Raw genomic sequence first — 11,898 nt, 5'->3', positions numbered from 1 at the left:
AAAAAAAACGCTATTTTGTTCGCTCTTGGCACCCCCTTCAAGGGGATGCAGAGCAAAGTTTCATATTCCCATAGTTAAAGCAAGGGGTTTTACGGCACGATTGATAAAAAAACCGTTTGTTATTTTCGGCAGCCAAGATAACCTCACATAGTTCCCCAGCGCCGCTTCGGATGCCTCAGTATAATAATTATTGTTCCTTCCTCCCCCTGCTGTATTAAAACCACACTGGTACGCTATGGCTTCAAGCAAGGTTGATTTCCCCGAACCATTTTCTCCGACAAAAAACGTGATGTTTGCGGAGAAGTTAATCACATGATTATTTTTTACGAATGGCAAAGAGAACGGATACTCCCGATGGTTGGGGACTTTTTCCTTCAAGATCGTCAAACTTTTGAGAAACATCTCGCACCCTCTCATGCTCCATTGGTTTGTAGTTAATAATATCCTATAAACCATTCTCAAATCAAAATGGCCGTTACCTTTAGAGGACGTTAAAAAGTAATCAAATGTATATCGAAAGTAATAAGTTGTCTCTTTGAATCGAAAAACCGGCCTCTTAATATAAGAGATGAAGTGCCTTTCAAAAACGCACAAGGAGGAGAACATGAAAAGGAAAACGCTTTCTAGTTTGTTGTCACTGGTGCTTCTCGGCTCGCTTTTCCCCGCAGGCCTGCCGCAATCAGCCGCTGCATCGGAGCGGAGAGGCGACGTTTCTTCGACGCTTCCCGTTACTCGGTCCGTTTATGAAACCGTTTACGATGGCAGGGCTATGCCCGCAAATGTTGTCAATACACCGATCGGCGTTAACTTAGCGGTCCATAAGGCAGTTTATGCTTCGGGGAACGAAGTGGACTGGCTGGGGCCGGGCAATGCCGTTGACGGCAACGGCAGCACGCGATGGTCGTCCGCCCTGCAAGACGATCAGTGGTTCTATGTGGACCTCGGCGAAGAGTTCAACCTAAACCGGGTGGTCATCAAATGGCAAACCCCCGCCAGCAAATACAAGCTGCTGGTTTCAAACGATGCGCAGCATTGGACGAACGTGCTCGGCAATGACGGCGAAATTGCATGCAGAGGCGGGACGGAAACGACCGATTTTGACGATATAAAAGCAAGGTACGTGAAATTTCAAGGGGTGCAGCGGGCACCGGTGGAAGGCACCTTTTACGGATATTCCTTCTACGAATTCGAGGTGTACAACGCCGGCGAATTGCCCAAAATCGTGAAGGGCATTACCCAAATCCCGCCTATTGCCAAGGGACAGACGGAGATCGTTCTGCCTAGCGTACCCGAAGGCTACAAGGTTTCCGTATATGGCAGCGACAGATTGCCCGTGATCGATCAAACGGGGAAAATCTACACGCCTCTCGTGGACACGAAAGTGAATCTCCTGTTTCAAGTCGAACATCCGAGCACCGGTCAGAAGGCCATCACCGGAAATGTCCTTGTTGCCGTTCCGGGGCAATATACGCAAACGGACGAGTTGAACAAGGAGCCGAAGGTCATCCCGTCGCTGCGCGAATGGCATGGCCGGACCGGAAATTTCACCCTGAAGCCCACCTCGCGGATCGTGGTCAATCCGGCGCATAAAACGGCTTTGCAAAAGGCAGCGGAGCAAACGCAGGAAGATCTGCGGGATATTACCGGCGTCCAAGCGAACGTTATTTACGGCGCTCCGCAAGCAGGCGACCTTTATTTGTCCATCGACGACTCCTTAGCCTGGCTCGGAAAAGAAGGCTACCTCTTCGACGTCAACGAGCATGTCGCCATTACATCCGCCGAGGCGACGGGCGTCTTTTTCGGCACGAGATCGGCGCTGCAGATTTTGAAGCAGGATGAAGCTCATGCCCATATTCCCAAAGGGATGGCAAGGGATTATCCGAAATATGAAACGCGCGGGCTCATGATCGACGTCGCCAGAAAGTTTTATACGATTGAGTTCCTGAGAGACTACGTCAAGCTGTTGTCCTGGTACAAGATGAATCAATTTCAGATTCATTTGAACGACGATGTAGGGACGCCGTTCCAAGACGGCACGACTGCGGCATATCGCCTTGAGAGCACGACGTACCCCGGGCTTGCGAGCAAAAACGGCTTTTACACCAAAAAGGAGTTTCGCGATCTTCAGCGGCTTGGCATGGATTACGGCGTGAATGTCATCCCCGAGATCGATACGCCGGGCCATTCCAGAGCGTTTACCAGCTTCGATCCTTCTCTGGGAACCGGATCGCATCTTGATATTACGAAGCCAAAAACGGTCGATTTCGTCAAAAGTTTGTTCAACGAATATATCGATGGCGACAACCCGACCTTTATCGGTCCCGACGTCCATATCGGCACGGACGAATATTGGGGCAACACCGAGGTTTTTCGCGGGTACATGGATACGCTTATTAAGCATATTAACGGCAAAGGCAAGCATCCCCATATTTGGGGCGGTATGAGGGAATACAACGGGGTGACCCCGGTAAGCAACGAGGCCACGATGGATGTTTGGCACGTGCCTTACGGAGATGCCCGGCAAGCGATCGATCTTGGCTACGATATCCTCAACACCGAAAACAGCTACATGTATCTCGTGCCAAGATTGTATAAAGACCGGATCGACCCTAAATATATGTATAAGATGTGGGAACCGAACGTATTTACCGATACGACTCTTCCCTACGGCCATCCGAAGCTGAAAGGCGCCATGCTGGCGCTGTGGAACGACATTTCGGATGCCGTCGGACTATCGATGGACGATTCCCATGACCGAATGTTCCCCGGCGTGCAGGTGCTGTCCGAAAAAATGTGGACGGGAGGCCGGGAAGACGCCGACTACAACGCTTATGCAGCCGCAGCGGAACGGATCGGAGAAGCGCCGAACGCCAACATCTCCCATAAGCTGCAAGTCCCGAATGAAGACGGCAACGTCATCAAGTATTTGTTTGAAGACGGCTACGCCGACACTTCCGGCAACGGCTACGATGGAACCGGCAAGAATGCGGCGGTAACGGACGGAAAATACGGAAAAGGCGTACGGCTCGCCGGAGGAGAAAGCTACATCAAGACGCCGCTGCAGGCGTTAGGGTTCAGATGGACCGTTTCCATGTGGGTCAAGCCGGATGCCGACAACCCGGACGATGCGGTGCTGCTGGAATCGCCCGTCGGTCAAGTGAAGCTCAAGGAAGGAACGACCGGGCTGTTGGGCTTTTCCAAGGAACATTATCATAGCACATTTCAATACAAGGTTCCGGCGGGACAATGGACGCACCTGCTGCTGACCGGAGACAACAAAGGCGTATCGCTGTATGTCAATGGCAACGAGTACGTGGAAAAATTATGGGTCACGAACGGCGCGTCGCCCAATATTGACACCTTGGTGCTGCCGCTTGAGAAGATCGGAAGTTCCACCAACTCCTTTAAAGGCGTCATCGACAATCTGATCGTGTACAATAAGGCGGTCAGCTTTGACGGGGTAAACCTGGCGTTAAACAAGCATGCGGAAGCATCGACCAGCGAGGCGCCTCATTTGTCGCCGGATCAGGCTGTCGATGGGAATACGGGCACAAGATGGTCGAGCGCTTTTACGGACGATAACTGGTTCAGCGTAGATCTCGGCGATCAACAAGAAATCGACAGCGTCGTGATCAAATGGGAAGGAGCTTTCGCCAAGAAGTACAAAATACTCGTGTCCGGCGACGGCAGGCAGTGGCAAAATGTAAAAGCAGGCGATGCAGTGATCGACGGCAAAGGCGGAGTCGAGACGATCAAGTTTGACACCGCCGTCAAGGCCAGATATGTCAAGCTTCAAGGGATCGAAAGAGCTACGATATACGGCTATTCGATTCTGGAGTTTGAAGTGTACGGACCGGGGGTGCTGAACAGCTATTTGGAATTGGTGAAAGAAGCGGAAGGCTTGCTGGCCTTGGGCAAAGGAGACAGCGGGCTCAGAAGCCAATTGCAGGAGATGCTCAACCACTTCCCGTACGACTATGAAAGCTCAATAAGCCCGCTTCAGGAGCTGATTGCCCGGTTGAAGGAATCGATCGAATGGGAGAACGATAAAACGCCTCCGGTGACAACGGCTAACGTTTCGCCTACCCGGCCGGACGGGCAGCATGGATGGTACGTCCATCCGGTGACCGTTGCTTTGTCCGCGCAGGACGAACAATCCGGTATCGCCAGAACGGAATACAGCGTGGATGGTGGGAAAATCTGGAACCCGTATTCAGAACCGGTCCAGTTCGGCACGGACGGAACGCACGGGCTGCGGTACCGCTCTGCAGACAAAGCCGGCAATGTGGAAGAGGAGAAGTCTGTCCTCCTGAAAGTCGATACAACGTCTCCGGCGTTGGCTGCAACGGCGAACGGCGTCCCCTTGGCGGACGGGACCGAATTTATGGACAGCGACACGCTTGTGCTGGAGGTGCAAGCCTCCGATCCCGTGTCGGGCGTTGCCGGGAAAACGATCACGGTCGACGGGAAGCCGTATACAACAGGCACGCCGCTGCGTTTAGCCGGCCAATTGGCAGCCCACGCGGTCCAAATCACCGCGACGGATCAGGCGGGCAACGTATCGCAGGCGGTCATTTCGCTTGTCGTGAAGACCGATATCGCCTCCATGCAGCGGCTGCTGGAAGCTTATCAGGCGGCCGGCGAGTTAAACGGACCGCTCAAGAATAAGCTTTCCGCGAGCCTGAAAAGCGCCGGGAAGCATGAAGCGAAAGGGAAGCTGAAACAGGCGGCCAAAGCGATGAACGATTTTAAGAAGAAAATGGGCAAAGCGACCGGGAAAGACTACATTTCCGAAGCCGCAAAAGCGGCATTGCTCGCCGATGCCAATGCGTTAATCCAAGCTTGGACCGCGAACGTATACGATCTGGAGCAGACTGACAGCACCGACGATCAGCTCGAAGTCGGCGACGATTCTCAGGACGGCGAGGACGCGGACGCGTAAGGAAGGGTGCCCAAAAACGTTGATGAATTAGAATCTAAAGCAGCGGAGTTTTCTGAAGAAATTGTATAAACTTTACAACAAGAAGACGGCATGCCGGATACTACACGGATGCCGTTTTCCCAACTAACGGGCAGAATTGCTCAAAGCGCCAACAAGCGTTTTAGGTTGTCATCAATAAATTTATTATCGGCACGGTTGATGCCGCGACCGGCAAAATGGCCCCAGATCGACTCGATAGGATTAACAACAGCATTAGGTATAAGCTTAGCCTCGTATTCGTTATCGTCCGCCGTGCAGAAGAGATCCGTGCTCCCAGGCATGACGCAGGCAAGCGCTTTAATACTTTTGAGTGCCTCATCGAAATCTCCGTTATAGGCGGGGTCTGCACTAATATCTGCATATTGGCCTGTCCATAACATGGCCAGGACATTGTGCGGATCCATCTTCATAAAGCTATCTTCCCAGACGCCAGCCACAAAATCTGCCAATGAGTCAAATCCCAGCTCACGATAAAGTTCCTCTCTGTAAAACGCCTGCGATAAGCCCCATCCCGCATAGACACGGCCAACGGCGCGCATGTCTGCAGAAGTCAACTGGTTTAGTTTACTTGCATCGAAGCCGACCGCAGCCATGAGCGGAGCTTTCATCCCCTCCAGGACCACAAACGTATGGGGCCAAGTCTTGGCAACCCCGGCGAAAGGTGCAATTCGTTCCACCATGTCGGGATAACTTGCCCCCCATTGGAATGATTGAATGCCTCCCATTGACCATCCAACTACGAGAGCGATCTTTTGAATGCCGAATTTTTCGGTCACCAGCCGATGCTGTAATTTAACATTGTCATAGATGGTTACCTGCGGAAAATTAGCCCGATCGAATGGGGGAGGCGTGTTACTGGGAGACGAAGATAATCCGTTGCCCAGCAGATTTGGAACAATTATGAAATATTTCTGCGGATCTAGTGCCATGCCGTTTCCAATCAACCACTCATTCTGAACATGCTGGTCGCCAAAAGCAGTTGGATAGACGATGACATTATCTTTCTTTTCGTTCAATCTTCCATAGGTCTTATAAGCAAGAAAAGCGCCCGGTAACGTCACTCCTGATTGCAAGGTTACGTCACCCAAATCAAAAATCTCATAATCCATCGTATTGCCGCTCCCTTCAAAATGAAACCACACATTGAGAATGTATTTCTTGTACTAAGTATAGACCCGTGGTACTCTCAATAAAAGTGAATCAAATTCAAAATAGTATTCAATAATTTTGAAAGTAAAAGGAGCAGTAGGATGGAATTGCGTCAACTGAATACGTTCCGCACGGTTGCATCAACTTTAAATTTCAGTCGAGCTGCGGAAGTGCTAAACTACGTACCCTCCAACGTCACGATGCAAATAAAAGCATTGGAGGAAGAGCTTGGTGTTCGTCTCTTTGACCGCTTGGGCAAGCAGCTCGTTCTCACAACTGCGGGTAAACGCTTTTTAACTCATGTCCAAGGCGTTCTAACCAAACTGGACGAAGCCCGCAGCGTCGTTCATGACAATGAAATTCTAAGCGGTACCCTAACGATAAGTGCCAATGAGGTTATTTGCGCCTATCGGCTTCCAGCTGTCTTTCAACTATTTCGTTCGCAGCATCCCGGAGTCCGTCTCATCTTCCGCTCCGTTCCAAATCAGCAACTCAAGCAAACGCTCTTTGAGGGAACCGCGGATGTCGTCTTTATGCTGGACGAACCCATTCGTTCAACGGGACTTGCAGTGGAACCGTTGCTGGAAGAAACTTTCCGCTTGTTCGCCGCTCCAGATCATCCTCTCGCAAAACTAACTGTAATACAGCTGGAAGATTTTCACGGAGAAGTGTTTCTGACTAATGAAAAGGGTTGTCCCTATCGAACCATGTTTGACCGGGCATTTGAGAAAGGGGGCATTGATAGTATTACGTATTTAGAGTTTCAAAGTGCCGAAGCCATTAAACAATGTGCAATTTCGGGAATCGGTATTGCCTTTCTTCCTGAAATAGTAGCGGAGGCCGAAGTTGAACGGGGCGAACTTGTTGCTCTTCCATGGCAAATTCCGGACTTGCACGTGTATACACAGATGGTATGGCATAAAGACAAGTGGCTTTCACCAATCATGTTATCTTTCATAGAAGCGGCAAGGGAGGTTCTCGCTTTAGAGGAGGAGAATAAAACCGCTTAGCCTATTTAGCGATAGGAAAACATCTGTTCACCTGGACGATGTAAAGCTAAAAAATTGATTGACAGCCTCAGATGGATTTAACGCGCCTCAACAAAAAAGCGCCTCCGGCCTGCGGAATGAGCAGTTCGTACTCATTCCGCGCCGGAGGCGCTTTTCCGTATGCAATTAAGCCCGATTCCCGCTGCCGAACAGACGGATTTTGGCTTTGACCGCTTCTTTAATCGCTTCGCGGGCAGGCACCAAATAATTTCGCGGATCGTAAGCTTCGGGATGCTCGTTCAGGAAGCTTCGGATCGTGGCCGTAAAGGCCATTTGATTGTCCGTATTCACATTGATCTTGGCCGTTCCGAGCGAGATCGCCCTGCGAATCTCTTCCTCGGGAAGGCCGCTTCCTCCGTGCAGGACCAGAGGCAGCCCGGTCAGCTTCTGAATTTCCTCCATGCGGTCAAACCCCAGCTGGGGCTGCCCGCGATACGGACCGTGCACGGAACCAAGCGCCGGCGCCAGGCAATCGATGCCGGTCTCCCGGACCAGCCGCAAGCATTCTTCGGGCACGGCATACATGGCTTCCGCCTCGTCGACCACGAGATCGTCCTCCCGCCCCGTAATCCGGCCAAGCTCGGCTTCCACGCTGACGCCGAGGGTATGCGCGGCTTGCGTCACGCTGCGGGTCACCTCAATGTTGTGCTCCAGCGAATGATGCGACGCATCGATCATGACGGAAGTAAATCCGGCGTGTATCGCCCGAATGCACACCTCATAGGAGGAGCCGTGGTCCAAGTGCAGCGCGACCGGCACCGTAATGCCGTATTCCGCGACGAGCGCTTTGACCATCCCCGCGATGAACGAAAGTCCGCCCATATAAGGGATGTATGCTTCGCTTACGCCAAGAATGACCGGCGATCGCTCCTCTTGCGCCGCCTGGAGAATGGCCTGCGTGAACTCCAGGTTGTTCAGATTGAACTGTCCGACCGCATACCGTCCATCTAGCGCCTGCTCCAGCATGTGTTTCATGGAAACAATCGTCATTTCTTGCGGCTCCTTTGTTCTCACTTATTCCGGTATTCGCCAGGCCGGGACACGGAGGAACGGATAACCAACTCGGGCAGCATCACGACGCGCTGCTTGGTGGAATTTTTATCGTTGATGATGCGAATGATCAGATCGACCACCCTCTGCCCCATTTCCTGAATGGGCTGCGCAACCGTCGTTAACGGAGGATCGATGATCGTAGCCAGGAGCGTGTTGTCGAATCCGACGACGGATAAATCGCCGGGGACGGACAAGCCTCTTTCACGTACGGCTTGAATCACGCCGGTGGCCAGCAGATCGTTGCAAGCAAAGATGGCCGTTGGCGGCTCAGGGGAGTCCAGCATTTCCCCTGCGACCTGCTTCGCGTCCGTTACTTTAAAATCGCTGATCCGCACCAGCTCCGGATTATAGGCAATGCCCGCTTCCTCCAGCGCGAACCGGTATCCCCGTATCCGTTCCTTACTGCTCATCACCAGCGTGTCCTCGGCGATGACGGCAATTTGCCGATGGCCTTGCTCTATGAGGTGCGAGGCCGCCATATGCCCGCCGATGAAATCGTCCACCAGCACGGTATCGATTGCCAAGGAAGGCATATCGCGGGCAATGAGCGCGACCGGAAAGTTTTGTTTTTTCAAGTCCTTCAATATCGTATCGTTGCGTACGCCGGTGGCAATGATAATGCCGTCCACGCTTTTTTGCTTCAGCAACGAAATATTGCGTTCTTCTCTCAAAAGATTGTTGTCCGTGCTGCAAATCATGACGCTGAAGCCCAGCTCATGCGCACGATCCTCCACACTTCTCGCGATTTCCGCAAAGAACGGGTTGGCCAAATCGGGCAGCAGCAAGCCGAGCGTATAGGTTTGCTTTCCCGTCAGCGCCGAGGCCACAACGCTTGGCTGGTAATTCAGCTCCTGCATGATCCGATTGACCTTGGCCCGCGTCTCCTCGCTGATGCGTCCCGTTTGATTGATCACTTTAGAAACCGTGGCAATGGATACGCCTGCCTGCTTGGCAACGTCATAAATTGTAGCCTTCATAGCTTCCTCTTCTTTCAACGAAATGACATATCAATAATTATACACTAATATGCCCTCGCGTTAATACTTCTTCCACCTTGACCGGACGCTTTTCCTGCAGGGACAATCTTGCGGCATGCGCGATCAATTCGGCTTGGTAGCCGTCGTTCGCGCTGACCGGCACCGGCGTATCGTGAACGATAGCGTCGATAAACGCCTTGACTTCCTTCACATAAGCTTCGTTGTACCGTTCCAGGAAGAAGTAGAGCGGTTTATCCCGGTAGACGCCGTCCGCGGTGTAAAGCTCCGCGCTGCTCGGATAATCGTTCTGGATCGTCAGACAGCCCTTCGAGCCGAACACCTCGACCCGCTGATCGTAGAAGTGCGCCTGACGGCTGTTATCGATGACGCCCAGAGCGCCGTTCTTGAACTTGAGCGAAATGATGGCGGTATCGATATCGCCGCACTCGGCGAACACCGGATCGACCAGAACCGCGCCCTGCACGAACACCTCTTCCACATCGCTGCCGACCATAAACCGGGCGATGTCGAAATCGTGAATGGTCATGTCGATGAACATGCCCCCGGAGGCAGGGATATACTCCTTATGCGGCGGCGCCGGGTCGCGGGAGGTGATTTTCAGAATATGCGTGTCGCCGATTTTCCCTTCCCGGACCAGCTCCTGAATCCGGCTCATATTATGGTCGAACCTGCGGTTAAATCCGGTTTGGAATTTAACGCCCGATTTCTCGACCAGCTCCAGCGCTTGCACCGTCTTATCCAAGGCGAAGCTGATCGGCTTCTCGCAGAAAATATGCTTGCCGGCCTTGGCCGCTTCCTCGATGATGGCGATATGCGTGTCCGTCGGCGAGCAGATGAAGACAGCTGCGATTTCCGGGTCCTGCATAATGTCCTGATAGTTGGCCGTGACGTTGCCAATACCGGTCTGTGCCGCCCAATCGCGGATGTTGTCCGCGAAGATGTCGGAAATCGTCTTGATTTCCACCTGCGGGAGCCGCTTCAGGTTTTCCGCATGAAGCTTGCCGATCCGGCCGGCGCCGATAATGCCTATTTTTATTCTCTCCATATCCATGTTCCTCTCTGTAATGAAGTGCTTCTTACTTCGTCAAGCTTTTCAAGAAATCAAGCTTCTTCTGCGCGTTTTCTTTGTTGATGACTTCCACGCCGCTGTCGATCCGCTTCTCCACGTTCTCGCCTTTGATCGCTTTGACGGCATTTTCTACGCCCTTGTAGCCCATTTCATACGGGTTCTGCGCAACGGTGCCGCCCAATTTGTCGGCCAGAATCGATTCGATGGATTCCACCGTGCCGTCCGTGCCGAGAATCGGAATCTTCAGGCCTTTCGCTTCCGCCGCACGCAAGGCGCCGATCGCCATGTCGTCGTTGGCGGCAAAGACGCCCTTCAGATCCGGATGGTTTTGCAAAATATTTTCCATAACGGACATCGCCTTCGCTTTATCGCTGTCGGCCGGCTGGTTGGCGGCGATTTTCATCCCTTTCGCCTCCAGCGCTTCCTTCGCGCCCTTGATCCGCTCGTCGGTCGCCGGGTTGCCAAGCGCGCCGGCAATGAGCGCTACTTTATCCCCGGATTTCAGCTGCGAAGCCAAGTATTCTCCGCCCTTTTTCCCCGCAGTCGCGTTATCCGTGCCGATAAAGGTCGTTTTGTCCGCCCAATCGGCCGTATCCGTATCCACGAGCAGAACCGGGATGTTCTTCTCTTTATACTTTTTCAGCACGGGAATCGCCGTAGAAGGCTGTGTCGGCGCGACGACCAGCGCGTCCGGCTTCTTGTTCAGCGCGTCCTCCAGCATGTTCACCTGCTCAAGAATTTGCGATTCCGAAGCCGGCCCGATGACGGTTCCGTCCACGTTCAAATCCTGGAACGCTTTTTTCGCGCCCGCTTCGACGTATTTCCAGTAAGGGCTGCTGAGCGTTTTCAGCACGACTTGCACCTTCGGCTTTTTGCCGGAGCTTCCGCCTTTATCGTTGGACGCCGCCGGAGCCGAGCCGCTTCCGCCCTGACTGCCGCACCCCGCCACCACTGCAAGAGACAGAGCCAATACCATGGACACCATTGCGCTTTTTTTCATTGAAAAGACCTCCCCATTTGTATATCAAGCTTTGGCGTTACAACTGTACCCGGCTTCCGGTTTCAAAGGCTTTCTTGGCCGCTACGGCGATCTCCAGCGCCTTCTTCCCGTCCTCTGCCGTGACGGACGGCTGCTGGCCGTTCAGCAGGCAATCGACAAAATGCTGCATTTCAAGCACATAAGCGCTTTCGAACCGGGTCGGAAAATCCGGAACGATATCCTGGGAGCTGCCTTTAAAGGTAAGTACGGAAATGTCGCGGTGCCGGAGCGAACCGATCAAGAGCGTTCCCTCGGTGCCGATGACTTCACCGCGAATATCGTAGCCGTAGTATGCGTTCCGGCTGCATTCGATATCGGCGGCCGCTCCGGAGTCGAACGTGGCGTAAGCGATCCCTTGATCCACGTCGCCGAACTCCTCCATAAAGCGATGCACCAGCACGCTGCCGTGCGCTGCGACGGAGGTCACTTCGGCTTCCAGCAAAAATCTCGCCAAGTCGTAGTCGTGGATGCCTAAGTCGAGAAAGATGCCGCCGCTGTTTTTGATGAACTCGGCCGGCGGCGAGCCGGGGTCGCGGGAGACGCCCTTGTAATAAATCGGC

General features: G+C 52.9%; 8 protein-coding genes and 1 pseudogene. 2 read left to right on the top strand and 7 right to left on the bottom strand.

All coding sequences use genetic code 11. The features are described 5' to 3' along the window. Positions 1 to 102: 102 nt before the first annotated feature. Positions 103 to 402, bottom strand: a pseudogene (locus PEH01S_RS32830) (AAA family ATPase); the annotation flags it as partial. A 202-nt stretch (positions 403 to 604) separates the two neighbouring features. Between PEH01S_RS32830 and PEH01S_RS32825 the strand changes: the two are divergent. Continuing rightward, positions 605 to 4,942 (top strand): discoidin domain-containing protein, encoded by a 4,338-nt coding sequence (locus PEH01S_RS32825; protein ID WP_246063137.1) that lies wholly within the window; start codon positions 605 to 607, stop codon positions 4,940 to 4,942. A gap of 140 nt (positions 4,943 to 5,082) precedes the next feature. Here PEH01S_RS32825 and PEH01S_RS32820 read toward each other — a convergent pair whose 3' ends face one another. Next, positions 5,083 to 6,090 (bottom strand): alpha/beta fold hydrolase, encoded by a 1,008-nt coding sequence (locus PEH01S_RS32820; protein WP_127490297.1) that lies wholly within the window; start codon positions 6,088 to 6,090, stop codon positions 5,083 to 5,085. A 141-nt stretch (positions 6,091 to 6,231) separates the two neighbouring features. Here PEH01S_RS32820 and PEH01S_RS32815 point away from each other — a divergent pair, with 141 nt between their 5' ends. Continuing rightward, on the top strand, positions 6,232 to 7,140 hold the full coding sequence (locus PEH01S_RS32815) for a LysR family transcriptional regulator (RefSeq protein WP_127490296.1): 909 nt from the start codon (positions 6,232 to 6,234) through the stop codon (positions 7,138 to 7,140). Positions 7,141 to 7,305: 165 nt separating this feature from the next. Here the strand turns inward: PEH01S_RS32815 and fba are convergent, their stop codons facing one another. The 5 genes from fba to PEH01S_RS32790 all read right to left on the bottom strand — a co-directional run. After that, positions 7,306 to 8,169: a class II fructose-1,6-bisphosphate aldolase gene (fba, locus tag PEH01S_RS32810; RefSeq protein WP_127490295.1), complete on the bottom strand. Its 864-nt coding sequence runs from the start codon at positions 8,167 to 8,169 to the stop codon at positions 7,306 to 7,308. Between the two features lie 20 nt (positions 8,170 to 8,189). Then, positions 8,190 to 9,209 carry a LacI family DNA-binding transcriptional regulator gene (locus PEH01S_RS32805; RefSeq protein ID WP_025852902.1) on the bottom strand — a complete coding sequence of 340 codons (1,020 nt, stop codon included), beginning with the start codon at positions 9,207 to 9,209 and terminating at the stop codon, positions 8,190 to 8,192. 37 nt (positions 9,210 to 9,246) lie between these two features. Continuing rightward, entirely contained in the window at positions 9,247 to 10,275 is a 1,029-nt protein-coding gene (iolG, locus tag PEH01S_RS32800; RefSeq protein WP_127490294.1) for an inositol 2-dehydrogenase, read from the bottom strand. 31 nt (positions 10,276 to 10,306) lie between these two features. Further along, on the bottom strand, positions 10,307 to 11,299 hold the full coding sequence (locus PEH01S_RS32795; RefSeq protein WP_127490293.1) for a sugar ABC transporter substrate-binding protein: 993 nt from the start codon (positions 11,297 to 11,299) through the stop codon (positions 10,307 to 10,309). A 37-nt stretch (positions 11,300 to 11,336) separates the two neighbouring features. Beyond that, positions 11,337 to 11,898: Gfo/Idh/MocA family oxidoreductase (locus tag PEH01S_RS32790; protein WP_246063136.1), on the bottom strand; the 562-nt coding region annotated here is incomplete at its 5' end.

Source organism: Paenibacillus ehimensis NBRC 15659 (genome assembly GCF_004000785.1).
GTDB classification, from domain to species: domain Bacteria; phylum Bacillota; class Bacilli; order Paenibacillales; family NBRC-103111; genus Paenibacillus_G; species Paenibacillus_G ehimensis.
Note: the sequence above shows the minus strand (reverse complement) of the source record. Positions and strands in the feature narration are given on the sequence as shown.